At 56.3% G+C, this 25,741-nt stretch carries 27 protein-coding genes, 1 tRNA gene and 1 pseudogene; 10 read left to right on the forward strand and 19 right to left on the reverse strand.

The window, feature by feature from the left end; genetic code table 11:
* Positions 1-68: 68 nt before the first annotated feature.
* A complete protein-coding gene (locus ACZ1HM_RS15605; RefSeq protein ID WP_472743589.1) occupies positions 69-1,001 on the forward strand; it encodes a LysR family transcriptional regulator in 933 nt (310 codons plus the stop codon).
* Here the strand turns inward: ACZ1HM_RS15605 and uraH are convergent.
* Positions 986-1,339, reverse strand: coding sequence for a hydroxyisourate hydrolase (uraH, locus tag ACZ1HM_RS15610; protein WP_472743590.1), 354 nt, complete (start codon positions 1,337-1,339; stop codon positions 986-988). The genes ACZ1HM_RS15605 and uraH overlap by 16 nt on opposite strands.
* Positions 1,340-1,484: 145 nt before the next feature.
* Here uraH and puuE point away from each other — a divergent pair, with 145 nt between their 5' ends.
* From puuE to ACZ1HM_RS15625, 3 genes are read left to right on the forward strand one after another with little or no spacing between them, the layout of a single operon-like run.
* Positions 1,485-2,897, forward strand: a complete 1,413-nt coding sequence (puuE, locus tag ACZ1HM_RS15615) for an allantoinase PuuE (protein ID WP_472743591.1) — start codon at positions 1,485-1,487, stop codon at positions 2,895-2,897.
* Positions 2,894-3,418 (forward strand): ureidoglycolate lyase, encoded by a 525-nt coding sequence (locus ACZ1HM_RS15620; RefSeq protein WP_472743592.1) that lies wholly within the window; start codon positions 2,894-2,896, stop codon positions 3,416-3,418. Before puuE ends, ACZ1HM_RS15620 begins: the two co-directional genes overlap by 4 nt.
* Positions 3,419-3,434: 16 nt before the next feature.
* Positions 3,435-4,868, forward strand: coding sequence for a uracil-xanthine permease family protein (locus ACZ1HM_RS15625; RefSeq protein WP_472743593.1), 1,434 nt, complete (start codon positions 3,435-3,437; stop codon positions 4,866-4,868).
* 75 nt (positions 4,869-4,943) lie between these two features.
* On the opposite strand, the gene ACZ1HM_RS15630 is transcribed toward ACZ1HM_RS15625, so the two are convergent.
* The 5 genes from ACZ1HM_RS15630 to ACZ1HM_RS15650 form a co-directional block, all read right to left on the reverse strand.
* Positions 4,944-5,612: an ankyrin repeat domain-containing protein gene (locus ACZ1HM_RS15630; RefSeq protein WP_472743594.1), complete on the reverse strand. Its 669-nt coding sequence runs from the start codon at positions 5,610-5,612 to the stop codon at positions 4,944-4,946.
* A 32-nt stretch (positions 5,613-5,644) separates the two neighbouring features.
* A complete protein-coding gene (locus ACZ1HM_RS15635; RefSeq protein ID WP_472743595.1) occupies positions 5,645-6,484 on the reverse strand; it encodes a bifunctional allantoicase/(S)-ureidoglycine aminohydrolase in 840 nt (279 codons plus the stop codon).
* A 134-nt stretch (positions 6,485-6,618) separates the two neighbouring features.
* Positions 6,619-8,766, reverse strand: coding sequence for a malate synthase G (locus tag ACZ1HM_RS15640; RefSeq protein WP_472744639.1), 2,148 nt, complete (start codon positions 8,764-8,766; stop codon positions 6,619-6,621).
* A gap of 599 nt (positions 8,767-9,365) precedes the next feature.
* Complete coding sequence (locus ACZ1HM_RS15645; RefSeq protein WP_472743596.1) at positions 9,366-9,938, reverse strand: hemerythrin domain-containing protein; 573 nt, start codon at positions 9,936-9,938, stop codon at positions 9,366-9,368.
* Positions 9,939-9,943: 5 nt separating this feature from the next.
* The gene (locus ACZ1HM_RS15650; protein WP_472743597.1) at positions 9,944-10,426 is read right to left on the reverse strand and encodes a luciferase domain-containing protein; all 483 of its coding nucleotides are present in this window, start codon (positions 10,424-10,426) and stop codon (positions 9,944-9,946) included.
* 131 nt (positions 10,427-10,557) lie between these two features.
* Here ACZ1HM_RS15650 and ACZ1HM_RS15655 point away from each other — a divergent pair, with 131 nt between their 5' ends.
* A complete protein-coding gene (locus tag ACZ1HM_RS15655) occupies positions 10,558-11,412 on the forward strand; it encodes a LysR family transcriptional regulator (RefSeq protein WP_472743598.1) in 855 nt (284 codons plus the stop codon).
* Positions 11,413-11,523: 111 nt separating this feature from the next.
* Entirely contained in the window at positions 11,524-12,609 is a 1,086-nt protein-coding gene (locus tag ACZ1HM_RS15660) for an ABC transporter substrate-binding protein (RefSeq protein WP_472743599.1), read from the forward strand.
* Between the two features lie 270 nt (positions 12,610-12,879).
* On the opposite strand, the gene ACZ1HM_RS15665 is transcribed toward ACZ1HM_RS15660, so the two are convergent.
* Both ACZ1HM_RS15665 and ACZ1HM_RS15670 read right to left on the reverse strand, forming a co-directional pair.
* Entirely contained in the window at positions 12,880-13,275 is a 396-nt protein-coding gene (locus ACZ1HM_RS15665; RefSeq protein ID WP_472743600.1) for a hypothetical protein, read from the reverse strand.
* Between the two features lie 16 nt (positions 13,276-13,291).
* Positions 13,292-14,143 carry a nuclear transport factor 2 family protein gene (locus ACZ1HM_RS15670; RefSeq protein WP_472743601.1) on the reverse strand — a complete coding sequence of 284 codons (852 nt, stop codon included), beginning with the start codon at positions 14,141-14,143 and terminating at the stop codon, positions 13,292-13,294.
* Positions 14,144-14,248: 105 nt separating this feature from the next.
* Here ACZ1HM_RS15670 and ACZ1HM_RS15675 point away from each other — a divergent pair, with 105 nt between their 5' ends.
* Both ACZ1HM_RS15675 and ACZ1HM_RS15680 read left to right on the forward strand, forming a co-directional pair.
* Entirely contained in the window at positions 14,249-14,527 is a 279-nt protein-coding gene (locus ACZ1HM_RS15675; RefSeq protein WP_472743602.1) for a hypothetical protein, read from the forward strand.
* Positions 14,511-14,744, forward strand: a complete 234-nt coding sequence (locus ACZ1HM_RS15680) for a MarR family winged helix-turn-helix transcriptional regulator (RefSeq protein ID WP_472743603.1) — start codon at positions 14,511-14,513, stop codon at positions 14,742-14,744. Before ACZ1HM_RS15675 ends, ACZ1HM_RS15680 begins: the two co-directional genes overlap by 17 nt.
* A gap of 482 nt (positions 14,745-15,226) precedes the next feature.
* Here the strand turns inward: ACZ1HM_RS15680 and ACZ1HM_RS15685 are convergent.
* From ACZ1HM_RS15685 to ACZ1HM_RS15710, 6 genes and pseudogenes are all read right to left on the reverse strand, one after another.
* Positions 15,227-15,301: transfer RNA gene (locus ACZ1HM_RS15685), tRNA-Phe, on the reverse strand.
* A gap of 468 nt (positions 15,302-15,769) precedes the next feature.
* On the reverse strand, positions 15,770-15,955 hold the full coding sequence (locus tag ACZ1HM_RS15690) for a DNA gyrase inhibitor YacG (RefSeq protein ID WP_472743604.1): 186 nt from the start codon (positions 15,953-15,955) through the stop codon (positions 15,770-15,772).
* Positions 15,955-16,973 (reverse strand): annotated as a pseudogene (locus ACZ1HM_RS15695) (ribonuclease E/G). The gene ACZ1HM_RS15690 and the pseudogene ACZ1HM_RS15695 overlap by 1 nt, the downstream one beginning before the upstream one ends.
* The gene (locus ACZ1HM_RS15700; protein WP_472743605.1) at positions 16,970-17,548 is read right to left on the reverse strand and encodes a Maf family protein; all 579 of its coding nucleotides are present in this window, start codon (positions 17,546-17,548) and stop codon (positions 16,970-16,972) included. Before ACZ1HM_RS15700 ends, ACZ1HM_RS15695 begins: the two are co-directional and overlap by 4 nt.
* A 41-nt stretch (positions 17,549-17,589) precedes the next feature.
* Positions 17,590-17,808 (reverse strand): translation initiation factor IF-1, encoded by a 219-nt coding sequence (gene infA / locus ACZ1HM_RS15705; RefSeq protein ID WP_005978431.1) that lies wholly within the window; start codon positions 17,806-17,808, stop codon positions 17,590-17,592.
* 130 nt (positions 17,809-17,938) lie between these two features.
* A complete protein-coding gene (locus ACZ1HM_RS15710) occupies positions 17,939-18,841 on the reverse strand; it encodes a carbon-nitrogen hydrolase family protein (RefSeq protein WP_472743606.1) in 903 nt (300 codons plus the stop codon).
* A gap of 125 nt (positions 18,842-18,966) precedes the next feature.
* Here ACZ1HM_RS15710 and ACZ1HM_RS15715 point away from each other — a divergent pair, with 125 nt between their 5' ends.
* Positions 18,967-19,650 carry an NAD-dependent deacylase gene (locus ACZ1HM_RS15715; protein ID WP_472743607.1) on the forward strand — a complete coding sequence of 228 codons (684 nt, stop codon included), beginning with the start codon at positions 18,967-18,969 and terminating at the stop codon, positions 19,648-19,650.
* Positions 19,651-19,686: 36 nt separating this feature from the next.
* On the opposite strand, the gene ACZ1HM_RS15720 is transcribed toward ACZ1HM_RS15715, so the two are convergent.
* Together ACZ1HM_RS15720 and rpmB are read right to left on the reverse strand one after the other, a co-directional pair.
* Entirely contained in the window at positions 19,687-20,178 is a 492-nt protein-coding gene (locus ACZ1HM_RS15720) for a copper chaperone PCu(A)C (protein ID WP_472743608.1), read from the reverse strand.
* 485 nt (positions 20,179-20,663) lie between these two features.
* Positions 20,664-20,963 (reverse strand): 50S ribosomal protein L28, encoded by a 300-nt coding sequence (gene rpmB / locus ACZ1HM_RS15725; RefSeq protein ID WP_472743609.1) that lies wholly within the window; start codon positions 20,961-20,963, stop codon positions 20,664-20,666.
* Between the two features lie 232 nt (positions 20,964-21,195).
* Between rpmB and ACZ1HM_RS15730 the strand changes: the two genes are divergently transcribed.
* A complete protein-coding gene (locus tag ACZ1HM_RS15730; RefSeq protein ID WP_472743610.1) occupies positions 21,196-21,882 on the forward strand; it encodes a CDP-alcohol phosphatidyltransferase family protein in 687 nt (228 codons plus the stop codon).
* 114 nt (positions 21,883-21,996) lie between these two features.
* Here the strand turns inward: ACZ1HM_RS15730 and ACZ1HM_RS15735 are convergent, their stop codons facing one another.
* Genes ACZ1HM_RS15735 through ileS form a run of 3 tightly spaced genes read right to left on the reverse strand, consistent with a single transcriptional unit; the run spans position 21,997 to position 25,679 of the window.
* Complete coding sequence (locus tag ACZ1HM_RS15735; RefSeq protein WP_472744640.1) at positions 21,997-22,452, reverse strand: methylated-DNA--[protein]-cysteine S-methyltransferase; 456 nt, start codon at positions 22,450-22,452, stop codon at positions 21,997-21,999.
* Positions 22,453-22,483: 31 nt separating this feature from the next.
* Positions 22,484-22,786, reverse strand: a complete 303-nt coding sequence (locus ACZ1HM_RS15740; protein ID WP_472743611.1) for a DUF3253 domain-containing protein — start codon at positions 22,784-22,786, stop codon at positions 22,484-22,486.
* Positions 22,761-25,679 carry an isoleucine--tRNA ligase gene (ileS, locus tag ACZ1HM_RS15745; protein WP_472743612.1) on the reverse strand — a complete coding sequence of 973 codons (2,919 nt, stop codon included), beginning with the start codon at positions 25,677-25,679 and terminating at the stop codon, positions 22,761-22,763. The genes ACZ1HM_RS15740 and ileS overlap by 26 nt, the downstream gene beginning before the upstream one ends.
* Positions 25,680-25,741: the final 62 nt, after the last annotated feature.

Consider the following 25,741-nt stretch of genomic DNA (forward strand, 5'->3'; position numbering starts at 1 on the left):
ACCCTATTCCAGAGGTTATTTTTTCGGTATTGCGGAAAAAACCAAACAGCATCAAAAATAACAGAACAATGTCATATCTTGAGAACATCCGCACCTTTGTCCGCGTCTACGAACTGGGCAGCATGTCTGCAGCCGGACGGGACCTGCGCATCTCACCGGCAGTGACATCATCACGTATCTCACAACTTGAAGAACACCTTAGTGTGCGTTTGTTCCAACGTACAACGCGCAGTCTTACTCCAACCGAGCAAGGCAAAGCATTCTACGGCGGTGCGTGTGAGGTACTGGAGTCGGTTGAGGCGGCTGAGGCGAATGTCGTCAACATCACTGAAAACCCGAAAGGGTCTTTGTTTGTGGCAGCACCACTAGGTGTCGGACGCAGATTGATTGCGCCGCAAGTGCCTGAGTTTCTTGAACAGTACCCTGAGGTAGCCGTGCGCTTGCGCCTGACGGATCGCAAGATCGACCTGACAACCGAAGGTCTCGACCTTGCGTTTTTTCTGGGCCAACCGGAAGACAGTAATCTGCGGATCAGGAAGATTGCAGATGTGAAACGTGTGCTGTGCGCGTCACCCGAATACGTTGAGGCGCGCGGAAACCCGGCTTCAGGCGATGACTTGATCTCGAACAGGCATGAATGCCTCAACCTTCGGTTTCCAGGGGCAAGAGAGTTTCAGTGGCGGCTGGTGACAGCAGAGGGCACCAAGAAGTTTCGGGTATCGGGTCGGTATGAATCCGACGATGGAGATGTCCTGACGGATTGGGCGCTTTCCGGACATGGCATCGCCATGAAGCCGGTCTTTGAGGTCGGCAGTTACATAAGCAGCGGTCAACTTGTTCCGGTTGCTGTCCAGACGCCACCAGAAGATATTCAGATGGCTTGTCTGTTCACACACCGCAGACGGCAAGATCCGAAGACCCGTCTATTCATGGAGTTTATGATCGAACGGATCGCCAAGGCAGTTCGTAACAGTTCGATACAAGCTCAGCTTCCGCGATAGGTGGAATATCCAAATGGGGATAGCAGAAGTGGCACGTGATAGTGCGCCTGTTCCGACATGCCAAAGCGGATAGGGACAACATCCAGGAAGCGTGGTTCCTCAGGTTCCACGCCACATGCATCAAAGTAGTCACCTGAGTGAAAAACCAGTTCATAGGTCCCAAGCGCGAACTCTGCTGCTGGTAAAATCTGTTCGTCGGTCCGCCCATCGCTGTTTGTTGTGAGCGTCTTGAGGTGCCGCCGGTGACCCTCATCAATCCGGTAGAGTTCGATCTTTAGGTCGTTGGCCGGACAGCCACGCGCCGTATCGAGAACATGGGTCGTCAAATATCTTGCCATCTTTGCCTCCACTGTTGGTTTGGAGTGTATAGACCGAAGCTTGAACGAGCTTCAGGGCAGCTAGACTTGATAGTCTTTCGTGTATTTTTTGAAAAAGAGCGTGATTGTTTGGCAGTATCAACATGCCAAAGATGGGGAGTAAGGTGTGAATCGTTATCCGCGCAATATGACCGGGTACGGCGCAACACCACCTGCCGCGCAGTGGCCGGGTGGTGCAAAAATCGCTGTTCAAATTGTCCTGAATTACGAAGAAGGCGGTGAGAACAACATTCTCCACGGTGATCCAGCATCCGAGGCGTTCTTGTCAGAAATCACAGGCGCGCAGCCGTGGCCTGATCAACGCCACTGGAATATGGAGTCACTTTACGAGTACGGGGCACGTGCCGGGTTCTGGCGTGTTCACAGGCTGCTGCGGGATACCCCGATCACCGTCTATGGTGTTGCAACGGCTCTCGCCCGCGCGCCCGAGCAAGTGGCTGCCATGAAGGCTGCTGGCTGGGAGATTGCCAGCCACGGCCTGAAATGGGTCGAGCACAAGGACATGCCAGAGGTTGAAGAGCGTGCGCAAATTGCGCAGGCAATCAAGCTGCACGTTGAAGCGACCGGGGAGGAACCCAAGGGGTGGTACACCGGGCGGTGTTCAAACAACACGGTGAGGCTTGCAGCCGAGACAGGACAATTCACTTATGTTGCAGACAGCTATGCCGATGACCTGCCGTATTGGGAATGCGTTGGTCGCCAAGACCAGTTGATCGTCCCCTACACGATGGACTGCAATGACATGCGGTTCGCCATTCAGGCGGGGTTCACCAATGGGGATCAGTTCGAAAGCTATCTGAAAGACAGCTTTGATGAACTTTATGCCGAAGGTGTCGCTGGTTCGCCCAAGATGATGTCAATCGGTCTGCACTGCCGATTGATAGGGCGTCCGGGTCGGATGGCCGCTCTGCGACGTGTGATGGCGCATATGCAGGCGCATGACGGGGTGTGGTTCGCAACCCGACTACAGATCGCGGAACACTGGGCAAGGGCGCATCCACCCGTGCGCAAGACGGCACCTTCAAACATGTCACAAGCCGACTTTGTAGAGGCTTTTGGCAGTATTTTTGAGCATAGCCCATGGATTGCAGAGCAGGCCTATGCGGGTGAGCTTGGCCCGACCCATGATACGGCCGAAGGCGTACATCAGTGCCTCGCCCGTGTCTTTCGGGCAGCCTCCGAAGAGCAGCGCCTTGGTGTGCTGAATGCGCACCCGGATCTGGCCGGGAAATTGGCAGCGGCAGGGAAGCTCACTGCTGAAAGCACATCTGAGCAAGCAGGTGCTGGGTTGGATATGCTGACCGATGAAGAACGTGCAACGTTCCAATCCCTCAATGCGCAATATGTCGATCGGCATGGCTTCCCCTTCATCATCGCAGTGCGGGATCACACTAAGCCATCGATTATGGCGGCCTTCGAACGCCGCATCAGCAATGATCGTGACACTGAGTTTTCCGAGGCGTGTCGTCAGGTGGAACGCATTGCGGAGTTACGCTTGCAGGAGAAGTTGGCGGCATGACCAATAGCATACGCATTGCAGATATCACCCCCGCAGCGTTTGCACCGTTCGGTGAGGTGATCGATACATCCGGCGCGCCCGACAAGATCATCAATCAAGGTCTATGTGGTCGGTTTCACGACAGGGCCAAACTGGATTTTACGACGGGTCGTGCTGGTGTCAGCCTTTTCAAGGCCGAACCACGAGAATTGCCGCTTGCCTTACAAATGGTCGAGCGTCACCCTGAAGGATCGCAGCTTTTCATTCCAATGTCCGAACACGGGTTCTTAGTTATCGTCGCCCGCGATGAGGATGGGACACCCGTTCAGCCACAAGCATTTCTAACGAAAGCAGGTCAGGCCATCAATTTTCACCGTGGGACATGGCACGGCGTGCTGACCCCATTGAACGAACCCGGTCTCTTTTCGGTTGTTGATCGCATCGGGACTGGCGCAAACCTAGAAGAACACTGGTTCGACACCCCGTACCTTGTTGAACTGGAACATAACGAAGCTGGTCCGGGGCTGGCGCAGGCATCTTAGGGAGGGACACTCAACCATGGCCGATACTTCTATCGGGACGCCGGAACAACTCCGCGACCCCAATTACACTCCGGCGCTTCATCGCGCTGTTCCACTGGGCATCCAGCACGTGCTGGCGATGTTCGTATCAAACGTGACCCCGGCGATCATTATCGCCGGTGCGGCAGGCTTCGGATTTGGATCGGATGCAGGGGCGCAAGGTTTCCCTGACATGACCTACATGATCCAGATGTCGATGCTGTTTGCGGGTATCGCGACACTGTTCCAAACTATCGGGATGGGGCCTGTCGGCGCGCGTTTGCCCATTGTGCAAGGCACAAGCTTTGCCTTTATCCCAATCATGATCCCGCTTGTTGCAGGCAAAGGCGTCGATGCGCTGCCAGTCCTGTTTGGTGGGGTCCTGATTGGGGGTCTGTTCCACGCCTTGCTTGGTACAGTGATTGGCAAGATCCGCTTCGCTTTGCCGCCTCTTGTCACAGGGCTTGTTGTCACGATGATCGGTTTGGCCTTGGTCAAGGTAGGCATCCAATATGCAGCGGGTGGCGTTCCTGCGATCAACAGCCCTGAATATGGGTCGTTGCTGAACTGGTCGGTTGCTCTGGTCGTGATCATCGTCACGTTGGGGCTGAAGTTCTTTGCCAAAGGCATGCTGTCCGTGTCTGCCGTCTTCATCGGTATCATCGCGGGCTATCTGGTGGCACTATTCTTCACGGACATGGTGACCTTCGAGGGCATCTCGACCAGCATGAGCCGTGCGGCTGCATTCCAAGTGCCGTCCCCATTTGCTTATGGCTTTGAGTTCAGCCTGGCTGCCATCATCGGCTTCTGCTTGATGTCGTTTGTGTCAGCTGTTGAGACCGTGGGTGACGTGTCCGGAATCACCAAAGGTGGTGCAGGTCGCGAAGCAACGGAAGAAGAAATCAAGGGCGCAACCTATGCCGACGGTGTTGGCACTGCGATCTCTGGTATCTTCGGTGGACTGCCAAACACATCCTTCAGCCAGAATGTGGGTCTGATCGCGATGACCGGCGTTATGAGCCGCCACGTGGTGACCATCGGCGCGATCTTCCTGATCATTTGCGGCTTGGTGCCAAAGGTCGGGGCATTGATCCGTACCATCCCAATCGAGGTTCTAGGCGGCGGTGTCATCGTTATGTTTGGCATGGTCGTGGCAGCCGGTGTCTCCATGCTGTCTGACGTGAAATGGAACCGCCGTAACATGGTGATCTTTGCGATTGCCCTGTCGGTTGGTCTGGGCCTGCAACTCGACCCTAAAGCAGTGCAATACCTGCCTGACACGCTGCGCATTCTGATGACCTCAGGACTTTTGCCAGCGGCGTTGATCTCTATTGTTCTGAACCTGATCTTGCCTGAAGAACTATCCGACGAGGCCACTGAAGAGGTCTCCGGCGGGATGTCTGGTAAGGGTGAAGGGTCGCTGAATGGCTAATCAAAGAAAACCCATGAACATGAAAGGCCCGGTCTGCGTGACCGGGCCTTTTCTTTTGCACTTTCAGATTTGGTATCACTCCAACAGCGCGACCATCTCATCATACCCCCGTGCCATGGCGTGTCGGAGCGGAGTTACCCCGTCGCGGTCCGCGATGGATTTGTCGGCTCCGGCGGCGACAAGCACTTCGACGGTGCGCACATGATCAGCCCCACCATCGCCCAGAACGACCGCCTCCATAAGGGCTGTCCAGCCAAGGTTGTTGACGTGATCAAGCGGAGCACCCCCAGCGACGAGCCGTCCAGCAACCTCATGATGACCCAGATGTGCCGCCGCGATCAAAGCGGTGCCGTAGTAAACACTGGTGATTAGCTGTGGGCTGTTTCCCATTTCCACTGCCAGTGAAACGAGTTCTGGATCATCGGCAACGGCAGCTATCGTCAGTACGTCATAAACTCTGTTCTCCAAAGCGTTCATGTCCGCGCCGCCTTTGGCTAAAGCCTCAATCACTTGATCATGAGATGCAAATGCTGCCACATGCGCGGGCGTTCGCTCCGCCAGGTCTCGGGCATTGGGATCGGCCCCTTCGGCCAGTAGTCGAACTATCTGTGCTACGTCCCCTTCATGCGCTGCGATGTGCAATCCGGTATAAGACGCGATGTCAGAAGCAGATGGCGCGGTCTGAGCACTCAAACCATTTGCTGCAAAGGACAAGGCGCTCAGGCAGATCAGTGAACGGATCATCAGTCCACTCCTTATTCAGTCAAATACGCCCGTCACCGTCGGACAGGTGAGCCAAGACGCAGGTTCATATGACGGTTCACATCCTTGTAGAGCAGGTATCTGAATTGACCCGGCCCACCAGCATAACATGCTTGTGGGCAGAACGCGCGAAGCCACATGTAGTCCCCGGCTTCGACTTCCACCCAGTCGTTGTTTAACCGGTAGGCCGCCTTACCCTCCAGAACGTAGAGACCGTGTTCCATGACATGTGTTTCGAGGAAGGGAATGACCGCACCGGGTTCAAAGGTCACAATTGTCACATGCATGTCGTGGCGCAGGTCGCTGGGGTCAACAAAGCGGGTGGTCGCCCATTTCCCATCCGTATCCGGCATCACAGTGGGCGCGATATCCTTTTCATTGGCAATAATGACATCGGGCTGATCAAGGCCCGGCACCGCATCGTAGGCTTTCCTGATCCAATGGAAGCGCAGCATGTCTTCGGTCTTGTTGTGCAGCGTCCAGTTAGACCCTGGCGGGATATAGGCATACCCGCCAGGGTCTAACTGATGTTCGTCTCCATCTATGGTCAACGAAGCCGTGCCTTCGACGACAAACAGCACGCCTTGCGCTTCAGCATCAGTCTCTGGCTGATTTGAGCCGCCCCCGGGCGATACTTCCATGATGTATTGTGAGAAGGTCTCTGCAAATCCACTAAGCGGGCGGGAAATCACCCATAGGCGTGTTTTGTCCCAGAAAGGCAGAAAGCTTGTCACGATATCTCGCATCGTTCCCCTTGGGATCACAGCGTATGCATCTGTGAAGATCGCGCGGTCTGTCAAAAGCTGTTCTTGGGACGGGTGCCCCCCGGTTGGGGCGTAGTATTTGGGGGGCATTGTAACTCCAAGTTCGAAATGTGTGGCACTCAGAATGACAAAAGACGATCCTTCGCACTACGGACGAAAGCCAAACGGGACTGTTCTGAATTGTTTGATAGTCTAACGTCGCGTAGGACTACCCTTGGCGATGCTTACTTTGCTTTCAATTCAAGTCGCCGTGCGTGAAGAACAGGCTCTGTATAGCCGGATGGCTGTTGTGTGCCTTCAAACACGAGGTCACACGCTGCTTTGAAGGCAAGACCGTCAAAGCCTGGGGCCATAGGTTGATAAAGCGGATCCCCTTTGTTTTGACGGTCAACAACACGGGCCATTTGCTTGAAGATATCCATCACTTCGTCCTTGGACACGACCTCATGATGCAGCCAGTTGGCAATGTGCTGTGCCGAAATGCGGCACGTGGCGCGGTCTTCCATCAAGCCTACGTCGTTGACATCCGGCACTTTCGAACAACCGACCCCTTGATCGATCCATCGCACGACATAGCCCAAGATGCCTTGCGCGTTGTTCTCAACCTCTCGTGTAATCTGATCCTTAGACCACTTCTGATAGGACGCTGTTGGAATATCCAGAAGCGCATCGACATAGGCGCGACGACCGCCTTTGGCGAGCGCGGCCTGCACTGCGAACACATCAATCCGATGATAGTGAAGTGCGTGGAGCGTTGCTGCCGTTGGGCTTGGGACCCACGCACAGTTTGCGCCTGACTTCGGATGCTCGATCTTGGTTTCCAGCATCGCGGCCATGTTGTCGGGGACAGCCCACATCCCTTTGCCAATCTGCGCTTTGCCAGACAGCCCGCATTCCAGACCGATATCAACATTCTGGTTTTCGTAGGCCGTGATCCAACCCTTGCGTTTGATGAAGTCTTTGCGGCTGAACGGCCCTGCTTCCATAGAGGTGTGGATTTCATCGCCGGTACGGTCGAGGAAGCCTGTGTTGATGAAGCACACACGGTGTTTTGCGGCACGGATGCACTCTTTCAAGTTGACCGATGTCCGGCGTTCTTCGTCCATGGTACCCAGCTTCACTGTGTATTGCGGCAATCCAAGTGCGCGCTCCACGTGCGTGAAAACCTCATCGGCGAAGGCCACTTCCTCCGGCCCATGCATCTTGGGCTTCACGACGTAGACAGACCCGCTTGTTGAGTTGCGCAACCCATCGGTCTTTTGCAGGTCATGCATTGCAATCAATGTAGTGACCAATGCATCCATCAGCCCCTCGAACATCTCATTGCCGTTTTTGTCCAACACGGTCGGGTTGGTCATCAGGTGACCCACGTTGCGTACGAGCAGCAATGCGCGCCCCTTGATTGATCTTTCCGACCCATCCGGCTGGATGAAAACGCGGTCCGGATGCAAGCTACGCGTGACCGATTGCCCGCCCTTGTCGAAAGTCTCGGAAAGATCCCCTTTCATCAGGCCCAACCAGTTACTGTAGGCCAACACCTTGTCTTCGGCATCGACACACGCAACTGAGTCCTCGCAATCAATGATGGCTGAGACGGCTGACTCCATAGTCACGTCTGCCAATCCAGATGGTGAGGATTTGCCAATCGGATGCGTGCGATCAAAGGTCAAGATCACGTGCAGCCCGTGGTTTTTTAGTATCACGGCTGATGGGTTATCGGGTGAACCCTCGTAGCCCACGAATTTCGCCGGATCAGCAAGCGGGCCACCGTCAACCAGCAGCGCGCCATCGACGACCTTATATTCAATAGCCTTCCCATGACTTGTGCCGGAAACAGCAAACGCTTCGTCAAGGAACACAGCAGCGCGCGATACCACTCTCGCGCCGCGACCTTCATCGTACCCACCCGCATCAGGGGCGGTTCCCATGGCATCGGTGCCGTAAAGGCCATCATAAAGGCTTCCCCAACGCGCATTTGCCGCGTTCAAAACGAACCGTGCATTTGTTACTGGCACGACAAGCTGCGCACCCGCAATCGTTGCAATCTCAGGGTCTACATTCGCTGTTTCGACGGCAAAGTCTTCACCCTCTGGCAAGAGATACCCGATCTCTTCAAGGTACGCTTTGTATGCCTTGGGATTGTGAGGGACGCCCTTATGTGCCCGGTGCCAGACATTAAGTTGGGCCTGGAGTTCTGCACGTCGTTCGAGCATCGCGCGATTGCGGGGACCAAATTCATTAGCCATTTGGTCCAAGCATTGCCAGAAAGTGTCAGCCGAAATGGTGGTATTCGGCAGTACATATTCTTCGATGAACCGCTGAAACTGCGTAGCAACTTCGATATCGCCAATCTTTGTGTAGCCTTGCGTCATTATCGGATCTCCAAGCAGTAATTCTTTCGAAACGTGAAGTTTCGAGCTTTGATCAACAACTAAGCGGTGGATATCCGTTGTTGGAAGCGCCAAACGCCAGAGTTTAGCGCGTAGCTCTTTCAAAATTTCCAAGAAAATAAAACCTATATGCTTGAAAACCAATGCCAGAAGAAACAGCTTTTCGCTGAACAAGGTCAAACGTTCATGCATGCTATGTTGTCCACCGGTGCTCGACTTGCCAGCCGCGTTGCAGCATCACACAGTAGAGAACTTTCGGGATATTCCTCGCTGCATGCGCGCGCAGCAAGAAATTGCAATGGCCGGGCTGTGCTCTTTCGTTGAATTCGCTCCGCCTGGTGGGGCTGATCAACCTGGCACCCTTGGGTCGCCTCGGCGGTATGCATCGTTCAGTTGAGCTATCGCGGAAGCTGTGGTTGACGCCATGGGTAACCTCTTGCAGGGGGGGCCCAAGCTGTTATGGCGATGTGGTTGGGAGAGCGACCGAAGACTGAAGATCAAACGATTGAATACAAAATCGCCTATCACCTGCGGCTGTTGGAGCCTTGCCAACAAAACAGCGCGCAGTTTGGGAAAAGCGTTCAGAGCGTCGCGCCAGAGTTCAAAAGCGGTGGGATCAACAAGTCTTCTTCATCGTAGGTGTGGCGGTTCAGAATTCGGTTGAGCTCCGTCGCTTGAGCATGGGCCTTTGCAATCGTAGTTTTACTACTCTGTTCAGGTATCAGATTGAGGAACAGCGCGCGGGACGCGTTCAGTGCGTCGTCAACAACATGATGGTCGTTTTCAAGCAAATCGACCGCCGCTTCCATTTCAGGGAACAGACTCAAAAATTGCGGGAGCACCGTGCTGTCTTCGTATGAATGATGATGCGCTACTCGATCAACCAGCTCTAATCCGAGATGGTTCATACCCGAGAGACCCAAAAGCTCCTGTGCGCTGCCTTCTGGTTCGTCGAGAAGGACTTCGAGGCCATTTACTAGCCGGGCACTTGCCTCGGTCATCGTGGCGTGCACCCGTTGAAACTGAGCCGGCCAACCGAGGAAAAGAGGATTGTCGTTCCATTCACGCCGGGATGCGGAGAACATCCCTTTTACGGTCTCCGGGGATAAATGTTCACGTGTCAAAAGGTGAACCTTTGGATCAAGGTAATCCATCGAAGTTACACAGGAGCTGGCGTACCTGTGGCGAACTCATACGACTGTCCGACGATCTGCTTTATGACGGTTAGCTCGTCTTCATCACGCGGTGAGAAAATCATCACCAACCCAATGGGCCACTGTCCTTGGGTCACCAAGTAGTGGTCTTCGCCCCAACCCGTTTTCTTGATCTCAGCCACATCATCGATTGGCAGAACGAGATGCATGCTCCCGTTGTCGGGTTTTGGGTGAATGTGGGCGAATTCGCGTCCAATCATGAAGGCGGCTTGGTTGCCGGGCACATTATCCCGCAAAATCAACGCACGCGATCCAGGAACGGATATCCCGCTATCCTCATTATTGATATTTGGTAGCGCAAAACACCATTCATGCAGGGCGTCAACAATGTCATCCGGCCCATGCTGCGTCAGTTGAGAATGGGGAAGTTGCCCAAGTGTCTTTGGCGCTGGCCCTTGGCGTGCCGGAAGGTTGAGTGGGGACTGCATCGTCTGCTCCATGCTGTTGCTTGTCGCATATGTAAGCGTGTATCCTGGCAAGGTAACTTGGCAGTTTTGCAAGCGAGCTTTGCATGAAAGCACAGAGGTCACGTGCGGATCAAAATTTGGAATGGGCTGATATGCCCTATCTCCTGTCAGTTTGTGAGGCAGGCAGTCTCGCAGGCGCGGCACGTATGCTTGGGGTAAATCACTCAACGGTGTTCCGGCGCATTGAGGCGGTGGAAGCGCGATTGGGCGTTCGTCTGTTTGAGCGCCTTGCGCGAGGTTACGTGATGACTCCCGCTGGAGAACGCTTCTATGACCGGGCCATTTTGCTTTGCGAAGGAATGGATGAGCTTGAGCGGGAGCTGGGTGGTCAAGATTTGCGACTGGAAGGTCCGTTGACCGTCACAACAACGGACTCGCTTCTCCATTGCCTTGCACCTATTTTTGCAAAGTTCCAGCAGGCACACCCAGATGTCGAACTGCGGCTGCTTTCAGACGTGCAGGCGCTCGATTTGATGCAAAGAGATGCGGATATCGCACTGAGGCCAACAAATACGCCTCCAGAGCACTGGATCGGTCGGAACCTATCCAGTCTGTCATTTGCCACCTACGCGCACTATGACTATTGGCAAGCCGTCGGGGATGAAGACCCTGAAAACTATCACTGGATTATGCTGGGAGACGATCTGAACCAATCTCCGATGAGCAAAATTACTCTGCGCTGCAAACACGAAAAGGCAAAATCCACCGTTCTCAATACAATGATGAGCGTGTTTGACATGGTGAACGCAGGCTTCGGGCTGGCGGCCATGCCCTGCTATTTGGGCGAGAAAAATGAAGCGCTCGTACGTGTGCATGAGCCAGACACCAGCGCCAATTGGCACCTGTGGCTCTTGGCTCATCCCGATGTTCGGCGCAGTGCTAGGGTCAATGCATTCTATGATTTTGCCATAAAGCACATCACCAGTGAGGTGCTGGGCGCACCGTAAAGACCGCGCCGCCCTCTGTGCCATTTTGCAAACTCGGCTTGCGGGCTTCGGCAATTCTCTGTCGGTGCAAGCGACCCACCTTCTTGGCAGCAACCAAGAAGGAGGACATCTATGTCAATTTTTAGGACGGCAATGGTGCTGGGCCTTGGTCTCATTGCAGGCACGGCCCATGCTTTAGAAATCGAAACCAAAACACTCGACGAGCTCTATGCTGAGGCTCTTGCTGAAGGCGGGGAGTTCGTTTTGCGCGCAGGTGGCGATGAGCCCACGCAGATCGACTACTATCTGGATCGCTTCAAAGAACGGTTCCCAGACCTCAACGTGACGCACAGTGTGGATGTCAGCATCAATCACGCACCTCGGTTCGACAACGCTCGTTCCGCTGGGGGTGAGGAGAACATCCCGGATGTGATTCAGTTTCAGACCCTGCATGACTTCAATTACTACATGGAACGTGGGCTGTTGGATGCCTACAAACCGGCGAGCTGGGACAAGGTGTTCCCGGATCACAAAGACCCCCATGGCCGCTGGACGGGTCTTTATGGCGTAACATTCAGCAACTACGTCAATTTGGATATGGTCGACCCCGAAAACCCGCCCCGCGATGCGTTGGACTACTTGGACCCGAGCCTCAAAGGACAAATCATCCTGACCTATCCCCATGATGACGACGCGGTGCTCTACCAGTTCTGGAACCTCAAAGAAGCTTATGGGTGGGACTATCTGGAAAAGCTGGTCGCTCAGGAGCCTGTTTGGACGCGCGGAACCGCAATGCCCTATCACGCCGTCAACAACGGTTGGTACGCGGCCAGCTTCACAACCTTCTGGGCGTTTGAAAACTTTCCAGGTCTGAACACCGAGTTCATGCTGCCAGAAGAAGACTACTTCCTGACTTGGTTTCAGACCGCAGGAATTCCAACACAAGCCAAAAACAAAGCGGCGGCAAAACTCTACCTGAACTGGATGCTGTCCGAAGAATTCCAAGGGACGTGGCTGCAGTTCCCTGTGCGGATGGATATTGAAGCGCCGGGAGACTATGGATCGTTTCAGCAGCACAATACATCACCAGGGGACTTTCACCGATGGATGCTGAAGCGCCCAATGGTGGAGCGTTTCCGCGATCAGATGCGCCAGTTGATCGGGCCCGCAACAGGGCCGGAGGCAATCGATCTGGATTACACCGTTAAGCCAGAGTGAACCCAAGGGTATGGAGGCTTTGCTAGCTTCCATACCGCTCTGTGGTCGTTGCAAACCAGGTTGACGGCAGCGTCAAAAAAACCTGATTAAATCAACTTTTTCCGCGCTTTTTTCAGAACTCGGAACCATTGAAACCATCACTACGAAAATTCCAAGTCAGGCATCCTTGACGAGAGAAATAAGCGGTTTGGATCGGTCTGCCTTTGCACGCTAGAATCTGAAGGTTTCACTCAATTCCCTAGCCACAACCCAGCACCGCAACGATTATCTTCAAACCGAACTTGTCTGACGTTTCACAATGATGAGCATCACGAGATGAAGCGCAGCGGTGCCGAAGCCAAGGTAGATGATAGGAGTGTTTCCTCCAATCAACGCATGCGTCCCGTCGAGGAAATCGACGACAACTCGGAACACCAAGAAGGCTTCAATCATCGGACGCGATTTGTTTGTCAGAGCATAAACACCAAGCGCCGCCGTACCCAAGTTGCGGGCGCAAAACAGACCTGCGGGCCCTGCAAGGCTGAAAGCTCCAGCCGCGCCCGCCGCTTCCCAGTTCGACCACATGGCGGCGGGGTTCACGTAGATCACAACCGCAAAGACTGCTGAAATGATACTGACGAACCAGAGGTAGTAGGTGATCCATTTCGGCACGGTCTGATCGGTCATGGCTGCGGCCTCCACTTCAGAATTTGCCTGGATAGCCATCGGGCAGGTTCTCGGTTTGGATCGGTGCAATCACGTCCCAGTGTTCCACGATCAACCCGTTTTCGAGCCGCCAGAGATCATAGAATGCGGTCGGCATGACGCCCCGCGCGCCCGCCACGCCAGTCAACACAAAATTGCCTTCTGCTACGACGATCCCGATTTCATCATACCGGATCTTGAGGCCCTTCGCGGCGTTTGCAGCCATCAGCTCTTGCAGGCCCTTCAGCCCGTCGCCAGCGTCAGGATTGTGCTGCAAATACTTCGCAGGATTGATGTATTGCGTGATGTCTAAGCGTTCGCCACCAATGAACATCTTTTCAAGCAGCTCGATCAGGAGCTCTTTGTTCTCTTCGGTTTTGTCGAGGTCTGTGACCTCCGTCCAACCATCTGTTTGCGTACGTCCTGCAGGGTTTGGCGCATCGCGTAGGGGCTGAAGGTTGTCCCAATGCTCAGCGATCCGACCATCCTCGATGCGGAAGATGTCAAACGCCACCAAAGGCGTCTCGCCAAAGTTGTAGTAGGTGGAATGGGTTGCGACCAAATCGCCTTCCCCAAACATGCGATGCACTTCGTTGGGCCGCGCATCTGTCGGTTCTGCGTCGCTTTGTTTGCTGAGGAACTGTTTGATGACAGCAGAGCCCGAAGGCAGCATTGGATTACGCTGGATGTAGGTCTCTGTGAAATACGTATCGACCGCATCGACATTGCGACCAACGAAGACCTCTTCGACCATGCTCCGCACGATCTCTTTGTTTGCGGCGACATCTGCGAGCGCGGCGGTGGCGCAGACAGCTAAAGCGCCAACGGAGATGGTTAGTGATTTCAGCATTTAGGGCCTCATTAGCGAATCTATCTTTCCAGAAAGGTATTTGATCTACTGGGGGCTGACAAGTCTTTCTGGAAAGATTAATTTGCTCACACGTGAGGAACCACAATGACCAAACCCGACGGACCATCCTGGCCCAAAGAACGCCCCGCAGAAGCACGGATCGTCCCGGGCCTGTTTCGTAGCCGCAACTACATCTGGGACAACGATCACCGGATCGTCGAAAGCCACGGGGTTTCGTGGTCGCAGTTTTTGGCCCTGTCATCACTGCGCGCCGCGGAACCGGATTTTACGCTATCGCCAACACAGCTTTACACGGGCGCTCAGGTGACTTCAGGCGGCATGACCAAAATGCTGCATGCACTCACGGATGCCAGTGCTCATTGAACGCATCGAAAACCCTGACGATGGGCGCAGCCGTCTCGTGTGCCTCACACCAAAGGGCAAAGAGCTCGCTGAGGAGATCGTTGATGCGCTGATTCAAGCCAATAAATCCTTGATCGGCGGCATCCTTGAACCCGACGAGACTGAACAATTGGCAACACTGCTGGCGAAACTGAGCAAGGGTCTGCACGATAGAAAAGCGAACAGCACAAGCGACTAAGTCTTGGGCGCGCTGCTTCTGAGCAAGCACCTCAGAATTTCAAACAACGGCCTCTTTCGGAACTAGTACTTTTTTCAGACAGATCGCAAAGATCGGTGGTGTGAAAGCTTGATTTAATCAAGTTCCCAGCAAGTGACTCCGAGAACTTTCTTCGGGAAATTTCTACTCCAAGTTTCCGTGGCGAAAGAAATTCAACTTTACATACTGCGCTGTCTTCAACGCTGAAAACCAAGAACATCATCCAACAAATTCAATACCGTAACACCACATCATCACTCCCAAAGCACCATAAGCACGGCAAGAAGCGTTGCTATGCTGCTGTGCTAGAACTGTGCTAGGTGCACGGCGCGGCGCTCACAACGCACTGTGCTAACAGGTGTTTTTCCCACTGTGCTAACACTGTGCTAGGGTGTCTTCAGGTTTTCGCCGATTCCCGCTGCGGTGCAGAAACCCGGTAACCTACTGCTTTTGCTTAATTTAAATGGTGCCCGGGGGCGGAATCGAACCACCGACACGAGGATTTTCAATCCACTGCTCTACCCCTGAGCTACCCGGGCACGGGAAACCTAGATCAGGTTGGGTGAGCGGGTTCTAGGGGGTTGCGGGCGGGGTGTCCAGCCTCTTTTTGGGCAAAAACACGCATGGCTTAGCGCAATTTGGCTGGCTCGGCTGCGGGTTCCAATACATTTGACGTCGAACACAGTGCAAACGGCCTAACGTATCTCTATCGGACGTGGGTTTTCCAGTGATGGGGAGGCCCAAAACGCATGCCTCCTTCACCTTCCTGACATGACTAAACCGGGTCATGTCACCCGCAACGATGCTTCGCCAGGAAGGGCAACGTACCATAATCACAGCACACCGGCAGGTCGGATCTGACACCTGATCTGAAACAACTGAAACGAAATCAGCCCACTCCAACGTTCGTAAGGTCATTACACCTACCGACCGCGGCCAGAACAGCATCCGCGATGCGCACCCATTGAGACATACGCCCGCCACGGTCCAAAGGCCCCATGCCAACGCTAGTGCGGTTTCTCATCAGAATCCGAGGCGATGGCATCATATGCGGCCTCGATATCTTCGGGTGCCTGTGAGGGCACGGCATAGCCGCCGCTCAACCAGCGTGAAAGATCAAGGTCTGCGCAGCGACGCGAGCAGAAGGGGCGGTATTGATCTGACGTATCGGCCGCACACATCGGACAGCTCATCAGAGCACCTCCGCGATCGGCAATCGGGATCGTTTGCGCTGCAGCTCATAATGGCCCAGCGGCGTCCATCCGACCAAACTGGTCTCAATCTCGTCTGCCCGAAACGCGGCGCGTAGCGCGTTATCAAAAGCGCGCCGGTCCTTTTTGGGCATTGGGGCAAGATCGAGGGTGATTTGCCCGCCCAGCCCCCGCAAACGCAGCGCACGGGGCAACGCGCGGGCACAGGCCATGTTGGCCTTGATCCCCGCAGCGAGGGAGGCGTCAGCGCCGGTATTGACGTCCACAGCGACCAGAGCGCGCGTGGGCTCCACGTACATGCGGGCACCGCCACCAAGCGTCACCTCAGCCTCAGAAAGCGCATCAACCTCATCAAGGATCCCATGCAGATCAAACCCGCCCGGCTCGGTGATAACCTCTGCAGGGGCGGTCCAATCGCGCCAGGCCAGGATGTGCGGGCCATCGCCTTGGGCCAGCGTTGCCATCTCCTGGCCTTCATCCAGCATAACGCTATCGGCAAGCCCCAGCATGGCGTCGATATCATCCGCGATCTCAACCGCCGGGGCATTCGCACAGCACGAGCGTAGGATCAAACCGGTCTCAGCCTCCTCCAACTGCTCATGCGCGATCTCAAGCAGACGGTCGCGCTCAGCCTCATCTTTGATGCTGCGTGACACGTTGCGCCCCGGCGCGTCTGGCGTGACGATGGCATAACGGCTCTTGAAGAGCAGCTTGGACGTCACCGGAATTGCCTTGCCAGGTTCAGCGTATCCTGTGACCTGGACCAATATCGGCTGTCCTGGGGCCAAGCCTTTGACCTGCCGCAGAAAGGCAGAGCCGTCAGGCGTTTTGAGGAACATCCCCCCTGCCCTTTCACCGGACGATCAGCGATCGCACGGTACACTGTGCCGGGGCGTGGCGCGGGGCTGTCGATGATCAGATCATCAAGCTGGCCGTCCACCATCAAGGCGGCGGCTTCTTTGCCATCAAGATGGTCCAAGATGATCGTTTGGCCCTTCATTGGGGTCCTCCATGCACCGGGTGTCCCGCTGCGGTTAACAGGTTCGCCGTTTCAGCCAATGGCAGCCCCACAATCCCTGTGAATGATCCGCTGATCCAAGGAATAAAAGCCCCCGCTGGCCCTTGGATGCCATAGCCTCCGGCTTTGCCTTGCCAGTCGCCCGTCGCCAGATAGCTTTCGATCTCACGATCGGATAGGCGTTTCATCTTCACCATGCTTTCAACCGCCCGCAGCCATTGCTGATCGCCGCGGCGCACCGCAACAGCCGTGATCACGCGGTGACGGCGACCTGACATCAGGCGCAGAAAACCCTCTGCCTCTGCGATGTTTTCAGGCTTGCCCAGGATACGCCGCCCCAACGCCACTGTGGTATCTGCGCAAAGCACGATATCGCCCTGCGCGGCGGGAACTGCCGCCACCTTTTCACCCGCCATGCGCGCGCAGTAGGGGCGCGGCAGCTCTGCCTTGTGGGGCGTTTCATCAATATCGGGGGGGCGCACATCATCAGGCACGATCCCGATCTGCGCCAAAAGCTCTAGGCGGCGTGGGGATCCTGATCCGAGGATAAGTGCCATGCAACAGCTGCGCCCAGGGTCATTGCCGCGGGCGCGGCACCTTACTTGAAACGATAGTTGATCCGACCCTTGGTCAGATCATAGGGGGTCATTTCCACCTGAACCTTGTCACCCGCCAAAACGCGAATGCGGTTCTTGCGCATCTTACCTGCCGTATGTGCGATGATCTCATGGCCGTTTTCCAGCTCGACCCGAAACGTCGCGTTAGGCAGGAGTTCCTTGACGACACCGGGAAATTCGAGCGTATCTTCCTTGGCCATGGTCTCTCCTTGTCAAATCTGGCCCTGCTTTGGGCCACGCGCTTAAATGATCGCATCTGAGCGGTTTTTCAAGGGGTATAACAGTATCTTCACGCAATGAAGTGTGTGCTTTTTCCTGCCGAGTATCGCTTTACTCACCCGCTTTGAGGCTCTCAATCCCCTTTAGCGGAACATGCCGCGCCGGTGCTTCACGTCCCAATTGGCCAGCCCAATCACGACGGTTCAGCACGATACCGTCAGCGCGAACCTCAGCAATCTGCGCCAAATCCGCCTCTGCATAGGTCCACCCGGGCACATTGATCTCGGCCACCCCCAGCACACCGGTTTGTGGAAAGCCCCGGTCAGGCGGGCAGAAAACGCCACCCGCACCGTATGAGGTGCCCAACGCCTCAGACCAATCGGCAGGGCCAACGCAGGACGACATTGCCGTGATGCATTGGTTCTCCAGCGCCCGCGCCATGGAGCCGATGCGCACCCGCCAATATCCGGCCAGCGTTTCCGTCACGCTGGGCACGCAGATCACATCACAGGTGCTCAGCGCGCGGCCCAAAAGCGGAAACTCACTGTCATAACAGATCAAAATGCCGATACGGCCCAGATCCGTCTCAAACACCTGCAAGGGCCCGCCCGGCACAACATCCCACACTTCGGCCTCAAAGCGGGTCATGATCTGTTTGTCCTGCACGCCAATCGCCCCCTGCGGTGTGATCAGCCGTGCCCGGTTCACAGGCCGCGTCTCGCTTGCTGCCGGACCGGAGGCTGCAACGATATGCACGCCGTAGCGCGCGGCCAGTGTCACATGCAGCGCATCCGCATCACCAAGCTTGTCTGAGACGGCGAACAGGCAACGTTCCAAATCCCCAGCGATCTCAGCACCATCCAGTGTTGCCAGCTCCATCGCGCCGTATTCCGGAAAAACCAGCAGCTGCGCCCCTTGCCCGGCCGCTTCGGCCACCCAAGCCTCCAGCTTGTCAGCATACTGCGCCCAAGAGCTGAGAACATCCAACGGATAGGCTGCGGTTGCGATTTTCATATCCAACTCCTCGGGATTGCTCCCCCAACTTGCGAAAGCCCAACGCGCCGCGCAACCCTCTTTGGCCAGTGGTGGCCTTTCAAGACGCGTGCTATCCCTAACCTGTTTACGGATCAGGAGGCTTCATGACCAAAATCGTCATTCTCACCGGCGCAGGTATCTCTGCTGAAAGCGGGATAGAAACCTTCCGTGCCGAAGATGGTCTTTGGGCACAACACCGGGTCGAAGACGTGGCCACCCCCGAAGGGTTTGCCCGTGATCCTGAATTGGTGGTGAATTTCTACAATGCACGCCGCGCCCAAGCCGCGGAAGTGGTGCCCAATGCCGCCCACAAAGCCCTGGCCCGGCTTGAGGCAGAGCATGACGGCGAAGTGGTTGTGATCACTCAAAACGTCGACGATTTGCATGAGCGGGGCGGCACGCAAAAGCTCTACCATATGCACGGCGCGCTTAAATCAGCGCTCTGCGCCGCTTGCGATCATCGTTGGCCTGCCCCCCTCGCGATGTCGGTGGGTGAGGCATGTCCGTCCTGTGGCGCGCCAGCGGCACGGCCAGACATCGTGTGGTTCGGCGAAATGCCCTATGAGATGGAGACGCTTTTTGCGCATCTGGCCACCGCCGATATTTTTGCAGCCATCGGCACCTCAGGAAACGTCTACCCTGCTGCCGGATTTGTGGCCGAAGCGCGCCGTGCGGGCGCGCATACGGTAGAGTTCAACCTGGAACGCACTGGCGGTCCTTTTGTTGAACATCGCATCGGCCCCGCGTCCCAAACTGTGACTGCCTGGGTCGAGGAGCTCTTAGCGTAGCGAGGGTGGCAGGAACGGCCTGCCACCCTCATCACCCTAACTGTCGTGATTGTGGTCGTGCCCATGCCCGCCACTGCCGTGCGAAGGCTTGCGTTCACGGTCGACCGGGATCATCACCTCGACTTCACCGGCATTTTCAAACGTTAGCGTGACCGGTATTTCTTCTCCCTGCTCCAAAGGGCGGTTCAGCCCCATGAACATGATATGATCACCACCACGCTTGAGCTGGTGCATCCCGCCTGCCGGAATGGCAAAGCCTTCCTCGACCTCCAGCATCTGCATCACGCCATCGGCATTTTCCGAATGTGTGTGCAACTCCACCCGGCCCGCAATATCAGCCGTGACGCTGATCAGCCGGTCATCTTTATCGCCATGGTTCATCACCACCAGAAAGGCCGCCCCTGTCACCGATGAGGGCGTTGAGGTGCGCATATAGGCATCTTTTACCATGATGCCTTCGGCCAAGGCCGGTCCCATCATAAAGGTCAGCGCCGCCGCAGCGGTCGCAAATCGTTTCGTCAGTTTCATGTCATTCTGTCCTTGTTTGATCGTGTAACTTTGGGATCAAACAGAAAAAGGCGGTGCGCGGGTTTGAGGCACAAAATCCCGGACTGACGGTATATGTTGCGCCGCCGCAGTATAAAACGCCGCGTATAGAAATTGCCCCGTGACAGGTAACGCACCCGGTGCCGCAGGTATGTGCAGCGCGATCAACGCGCATTCGGGGCAATAATGCGGGGCCTGGGTCGGCTGACCCTCCGCATCCAAATGGACCTGGACAACCGCGCCACCAATGCACAACACCGCCTGGTCCGTCGCCTCAGATGCCCCACGCACCAAGGCCATCGCCTGACTGGTCAACACCAGGCACAACGCCAAGAATAATGCTATGAGGCCGGGCACTTTCATGCCGGAACGATTACAAGAAATCCGCACCCACCGCGAGGTCCAAAACGACGCAACCCCGAAACTTGCGTTCCGGGGTCACAATAATCAGGTTCGGTCGCAGTCTCTTACGACAGCGCCTCAGCACCGGCAGAGGCTTTTGCGATCGCCTTCTTGATCTTCAGCGCATTGGCAGACAGCTCGCTGTCTTTTGCCTTTGCGAGAAACTTGTCCAGACCGCCGCGGTGATCAACAGAGCGCAGCGCGTGCGCTGAGATGCGCAGCTTGAAAGAACGGCCCAGCGCTTCGGACTGCAGCGTGGTGTCGTTCAGGTTCGGCAGAAAGCGGCGACGCGTCTTGTTGTTCGCGTGGCTCACGTTGTTGCCCGTCATTGGGCCTTTTCCGGTCAATTCGCAAACGCGCGACATGGGTCTATCCTTTGTTTTAGTGGTGCGGCCCCGAAACGGTAAAATTACAGCCGGTGCAACACATAAAAGGGGCCGCGCAATGCGACCCTGAAACTTGTGTCGTGGCTTTAGTGGGAATCGCCAGAGCCGTCAAGCATCCGATCCCCCAAAGCAGACACAGCCCGCACCCACACTTTGCCCAAGGCGGCGTTTCCTCTTCCCTCTTTGCGCACAATTTGCGACATAGCCCGCCATGTCTATTCGTTTGCGTGCCCTGTCTGTTCATTTGCTCACCGCCACCGGCGCTGTCTTTGCCATGTTGGCGATGCTGGCGGCTGTGGACGGCAAATGGGATCTGATGTTTCTATGGCTTGTCGTGGCCTTTTTCGTCGACGGCATCGATGGCCCCCTCGCGCGAAAATACAACGTAAAAGCCAATGCACCCGAATTTGACGGCGTGTTGCTTGACCTGATCATCGACTACCTAACTTATGTGTTTATCCCCGCCTTTGCGCTTTTCAAATCGGGCCTGATGGATGGGTGGAGCGGCTGGGTCATGATCATCATCGTCACCTTCGCCTCCGCGATGTATTTCGCCGATACCCGCATGAAAACCAAAGACAACTCGTTCTCAGGCTTTCCAGGGTGTTTCAACATGCTGGTGCTGGTGCTCTTTGCGCTCTCTCCAACATGGTGGCTTTGCCTTGTGATGGTGACAATTCTGTCTGCTGCGATGTTTGTCCCGATCAAATTCGTGCATCCCGTCCGAACAGTACGCTGGCGCGTGGTGACCCTGCCGATGGCACTGGCCTGGACGTTCTTTGCAGGCTGGGCCGCTTGGGTCGATTTCCACCCCGAAAGCTGGGCGCATTGGGGCCTGATCATCACCTCGCTCTACCTGGTCAGCGCCGGTGCCCTTCAGCAACTCACGGAAAAATAGCCCGCCCTGCCCCGTCCGTAACAGCGCTTAGGGCCACCGCCCCTCGGCTTCATCTTTCCAATAAAACTCAAAAGCCACAGCAGCCCCACAAGCATCGCTCAGAACGGCAAAACCTCATATCAGCAACCCTGCCGCCTTCTCATGGCGCAGCAACGCCACTTTGGTCTCCACCCCGCCTCGGCCTGAAAAACCGGTCAGCCCTTTGGCGCCCATCACGCGGTGACAGGGCACAATAATCGGGATCGGGTTGCCGCCACAGGCCTGACCAACAGCTTGCGCAGGCACGCCCAGATCACCCGCAATCTCACCATAGGTTCTGGTATAGCCAAAAGGGATCGCCGACATCGCCGCACAGACATCGCGCTGAAAATCCGTGCCCTTGATGCGCAGCGGCAGATCAAAGCTTTCCCGCTGTCCCTGATCATACTCAGCCAGCTGCGCCACCGCTTCATCCAGCAGACCTGACGCGTCCTGGCGCGTGGACCACTGCCAGTCCAAAGCGATAATGGCACCTTCTGCCGCCGCCACGGTCAGATCGCCAAACTGCGTATGTAGCGAACGATAAAGCATGCAGGCAGAGTGGCGCGGAATGCCCACACCCTCAATCCGATTCCTGCGCGTTTGAGCCGTCGGCCTCGCCGCATCCGCTTTCGCCGCGCACGGCCAAGCCCAACCGGATCGGACCCGCGGCGCGCAAAGGATCCACGCGTTCACCCTTTTGCGTCACGCGAAGGCGACCTTGGGCTTGCAGCTCAGAGGCGGCTTGCCGGACAGCGGGCATCAATTCCCGCCACGCCGGGCCCAAGGCACGAGCCACTTCCGAGGGGCAGATTGTCTTGCCCGCCCCTCGGACTGTCACTTGGCGAAGGATCTCCGCCTCAAGCGCTTTCGCGGACGGCTTCATCACAGCGGCCGCAAACGCCCGGCGTGGCGTGGGCACCAACATCCGGCAGCACCTTCCAGCAGCGGGCGCATTTGGCCCCTTCCGCTTTGGCAAAAGCCACTGCCACACCAGCCACATCTGGCATGCGGAATGCGTCTGGGGCCGCGTCGTCCGCGCTTACGGTGATGTCTGACGTGATGGCGACATCTTCAAATGACACGCTTTCCAACGCCGCCCGCTGTTCCGCATCCGCGACATAGACAACCGGTGCCGCCTCAAGCGAGGCACCAATCACCTTGTCCACCCGTTGCACTTCCAGTGCAGAGGTCACAACCCGGCGGGCCAAACGCACCTTTGTCCACTTCTCCGCCAATGCAGGGTCCAACCAAGCCGATGGCGTTTCCGGCATATCCGCCAGATGCACTGAGCTTTCATCGCCCGGGAACCGCTCAAGCCAGACCTCTTCCATGGTAAAGACCAAAATCGGCGCCAGCCAGGTTGTCAGCCGGTGAAACAGGATATCCAAAACGGTGCGGGCAGCACGGCGTCGCAGTGTATTGCCATCGCAGTAAAGCGCGTCTTTGCGAATGTCGAAGTAGAACGCCGACAGATCGACCGTCGCAAAGGTGAACACCGACTGGAACACGCCTTGGAAATCAAACTTGGCATATCCGTCACGCACCTGCGCATCCAGTTCTGCCACCCGGTGGAGCACCCAGCGTTCCAGTTCGGGCATGTCTGCGGGTTCAACCAGGTCCGCTTCGCTGAAATCCGCCAAAGACCCAAGCATATAGCGCATCGTGTTGCGCAAGCGGCGATAGCTGTCTGCCACACCTTTCAGGATCTCAGGCCCGATGCGCTGATCGGCAGTGTAATCCGTCTGCGCCACCCAAAGCCGCAAGATGTCGGCCCCATATTGGTCCACCACCTGCTGAGGCACGATGGTGTTGCCGATGGATTTCGACATCTTCAGGCCCTTTTCATCGAGCGTGAAGCCATGGGTCACCACATTACGGTAGGGCGCACGCCCCGTTGTGCCCACCGATTGCAAAAGCGAGGAATGGAACCAACCACGGTGCTGGTCGGTGCCTTCCATATAGACGTCCGCAATGCCGTCCTCGGTGCCATCTGCGCGGTCGCGCAGGGTAAAGGCATGGGTAGAGCCGGAATCAAACCACACATCCAGGATGTCCATCACCTGGTCATAAGCCTGAGGATCGACGACCCCGCTCAGGAACCGCTCTTTTGCGCCGTCCTCATACCAGCAGTCCGCGCCTTCGACCTCAAAGGCCTCAACGATCCGCTGGTTCACCTCAGGATTGCGGAGCAAGAAGTCCTCATCTGTGGGCAGCGCGCCCTTTTTGGTAAAGCAGGTCAGCGGCACGCCCCACGCACGTTGCCGCGAGAGCACCCAATCGGGCCGCGCCTCCATCATCGAATGCAGACGGTTGCGCCCAGACTTGGGCGTCCAGTTCACATTGTCGATCTCCGTCAGGGCACGTTCGCGAATGGTTTTGCCATGCTGGTCCTGTCCGTCGCCCACAGGTTTGTCGATCGCGGCGAACCACTGCGGCGTGTTGCGATAGATCACCGGGGCCTTGGAGCGCCAGGAATGCGGATAAGAGTGTTTGATCTTGCCCCGCGCCAGCAATCCACCGACCTCAACCAATTTGTTGATCACGGCTGTGTTGGCTTTGCCCTCACCGCCCTTGCGCGACAGGATGTATTCACCGCCAAAGAAGGGGAGGTCATCGCGGAACCGGCCATCGTCGAGCACATTGTAGGTGATGACTTGGCTCAGCATGCCTAGATCACGGTAAAGCTCGTATTCCTCCATCCCGTGGGACGGGGCGCAATGCACAAAGCCGGTGCCTTCGTCATCGGTCACGAAATCTGCGGCACGGAAATCGCGCAAATCGTCCCATTCGCCCTGGGCCCCCTCAGCCCCCGCCAGCGGGTGTTTAAGCTGCACGCCCTCCAGATCGGCTGCCGTTACATCACGGACCCGGCGGTACATGCCTTCTTCCAGCCGCGCGCGGCCCAGCACATCCGCGGCCAGGTTGTCGGCCAGAACGTAGCGGTCGCCCACCTCAGCCCAGCATTCATCTGGACGGCCCGTGACTTCATAAAGGCCGTAGGCGATGTCTTTGCCAAAGACGACCGCTTTGTTTGATGGCATTGTCCAAGGCGTCGTGGTCCAGATCACCACCTTGGCACCTTCCAACTCACCGCCGCCCACAACATCAAACTTCACCCAAACGGTGAAGCTTTCCTTGTCATGATACTCGACCTCGGCCTCGGCCAAGGCGGTCTGCTCAATCGGGGACCACATCACCGGCTTGGAGCCTTGATAAAGCGTGCCGTTCATCAGGAATTTCATGAATTCCTCGGCGATCACCCGCTCGGCATGGAAATCCATCGTCAGATATGGCTCGGCCCAATTGCCCGTGATGCCCAACCGCTTGAATTCATCGCGCTGGATATCAACCCATTCGGCGGCAAAGTTCCGGCATTCGCCCCGGAACTCATTGATCGGAACGTCGTCTTTGTTTTTGCCCTTCTTGCGGTACTGCTCTTCGATCTTCCACTCAATCGGCAGACCGTGGCAGTCCCAGCCAGGGATATAGCGCGCATCAAAACCCATCATCTGATGGCTGCGCACGATGATGTCCTTGATGGTCTTGTTCAGCGCATGGCCTATGTGCAGATGCCCGTTGGCATAGGGCGGCCCGTCATGCAGCGTGAAGGGCGTGCGGCCCGCTTTCTCGCGCAAGCGGTCATAGACGCCGATCTTGGCCCAATGCTCCAGCCAGGCAGGCTCGCGCTTGGGCAGGCCCGCGCGCATCGGGAAATCGGTTTTCGGCAGGTTCAGCGTGTTTTTGTATTCAAGTGTCTCAGGCGTATCGGCGCACATCTGTGGTGTCCTTCGGATAGCAATTCACATTGTCAGTGGTGTGTCAGGGTGGATCGGTGCGA

It is taken from the genome of Sulfitobacter sp. GN1-4, from assembly GCF_055693825.1.

Bases quoted from the DNA above. Each gene is read 5' to 3' on its own strand.
- ileS (WP_472743612.1), bottom strand. From the start codon at position 25,679: ATGTGCGCCGATACGCCTGAGACACTTGAATACAAAAACACGCTGAAC.
- ACZ1HM_RS15625 (WP_472743593.1), top strand. From the start codon at position 3,435: ATGGCCGATACTTCTATCGGGACGCCGGAACAACTCCGCGACCCCAAT.
- ACZ1HM_RS15680 (WP_472743603.1), top strand. From the start codon at position 14,511: ATGCCAGTGCTCATTGAACGCATCGAAAACCCTGACGATGGGCGCAGC.
- ACZ1HM_RS15730 (WP_472743610.1), top strand. From the start codon at position 21,196: ATGTCTATTCGTTTGCGTGCCCTGTCTGTTCATTTGCTCACCGCCACC.
- ACZ1HM_RS15660 (WP_472743599.1), top strand. From the start codon at position 11,524: ATGTCAATTTTTAGGACGGCAATGGTGCTGGGCCTTGGTCTCATTGCA.
- ACZ1HM_RS15720 (WP_472743608.1), bottom strand. From the start codon at position 20,178: ATGAAACTGACGAAACGATTTGCGACCGCTGCGGCGGCGCTGACCTTT.
- ACZ1HM_RS15670 (WP_472743601.1), bottom strand. From the start codon at position 14,143: ATGCTGAAATCACTAACCATCTCCGTTGGCGCTTTAGCTGTCTGCGCC.
- rpmB (WP_472743609.1), bottom strand. From the start codon at position 20,963: ATGTCGCGCGTTTGCGAATTGACCGGAAAAGGCCCAATGACGGGCAAC.
- infA (WP_005978431.1), bottom strand. From the start codon at position 17,808: ATGGCCAAGGAAGATACGCTCGAATTTCCCGGTGTCGTCAAGGAACTC.
- ACZ1HM_RS15650 (WP_472743597.1), bottom strand. From the start codon at position 10,426: ATGCAGTCCCCACTCAACCTTCCGGCACGCCAAGGGCCAGCGCCAAAG.
- ACZ1HM_RS15740 (WP_472743611.1), bottom strand. From the start codon at position 22,786: ATGAAGCCGTCCGCGAAAGCGCTTGAGGCGGAGATCCTTCGCCAAGTG.
- ACZ1HM_RS15690 (WP_472743604.1), bottom strand. From the start codon at position 15,955: ATGAGCTGTCCGATGTGTGCGGCCGATACGTCAGATCAATACCGCCCC.
- ACZ1HM_RS15655 (WP_472743598.1), top strand. From the start codon at position 10,558: ATGCCCTATCTCCTGTCAGTTTGTGAGGCAGGCAGTCTCGCAGGCGCG.
- ACZ1HM_RS15635 (WP_472743595.1), bottom strand. From the start codon at position 6,484: ATGCCCCCCAAATACTACGCCCCAACCGGGGGGCACCCGTCCCAAGAA.
- ACZ1HM_RS15605 (WP_472743589.1), top strand. From the start codon at position 69: ATGTCATATCTTGAGAACATCCGCACCTTTGTCCGCGTCTACGAACTG.
- uraH (WP_472743590.1), bottom strand. From the start codon at position 1,339: ATGGCAAGATATTTGACGACCCATGTTCTCGATACGGCGCGTGGCTGT.
- ACZ1HM_RS15630 (WP_472743594.1), bottom strand. From the start codon at position 5,612: ATGATCCGTTCACTGATCTGCCTGAGCGCCTTGTCCTTTGCAGCAAAT.
- ACZ1HM_RS15675 (WP_472743602.1), top strand. From the start codon at position 14,249: ATGACCAAACCCGACGGACCATCCTGGCCCAAAGAACGCCCCGCAGAA.
- ACZ1HM_RS15735 (WP_472744640.1), bottom strand. From the start codon at position 22,452: ATGCTTTATCGTTCGCTACATACGCAGTTTGGCGATCTGACCGTGGCG.
- ACZ1HM_RS15665 (WP_472743600.1), bottom strand. From the start codon at position 13,275: ATGACCGATCAGACCGTGCCGAAATGGATCACCTACTACCTCTGGTTC.
- ACZ1HM_RS15700 (WP_472743605.1), bottom strand. From the start codon at position 17,548: ATGGCACTTATCCTCGGATCAGGATCCCCACGCCGCCTAGAGCTTTTG.
- ACZ1HM_RS15710 (WP_472743606.1), bottom strand. From the start codon at position 18,841: ATGAAAATCGCAACCGCAGCCTATCCGTTGGATGTTCTCAGCTCTTGG.
- ACZ1HM_RS15620 (WP_472743592.1), top strand. From the start codon at position 2,894: ATGACCAATAGCATACGCATTGCAGATATCACCCCCGCAGCGTTTGCA.
- ACZ1HM_RS15640 (WP_472744639.1), bottom strand. From the start codon at position 8,766: ATGACGCAAGGCTACACAAAGATTGGCGATATCGAAGTTGCTACGCAG.
- ACZ1HM_RS15645 (WP_472743596.1), bottom strand. From the start codon at position 9,938: ATGGATTACCTTGATCCAAAGGTTCACCTTTTGACACGTGAACATTTA.
- ACZ1HM_RS15715 (WP_472743607.1), top strand. From the start codon at position 18,967: ATGACCAAAATCGTCATTCTCACCGGCGCAGGTATCTCTGCTGAAAGC.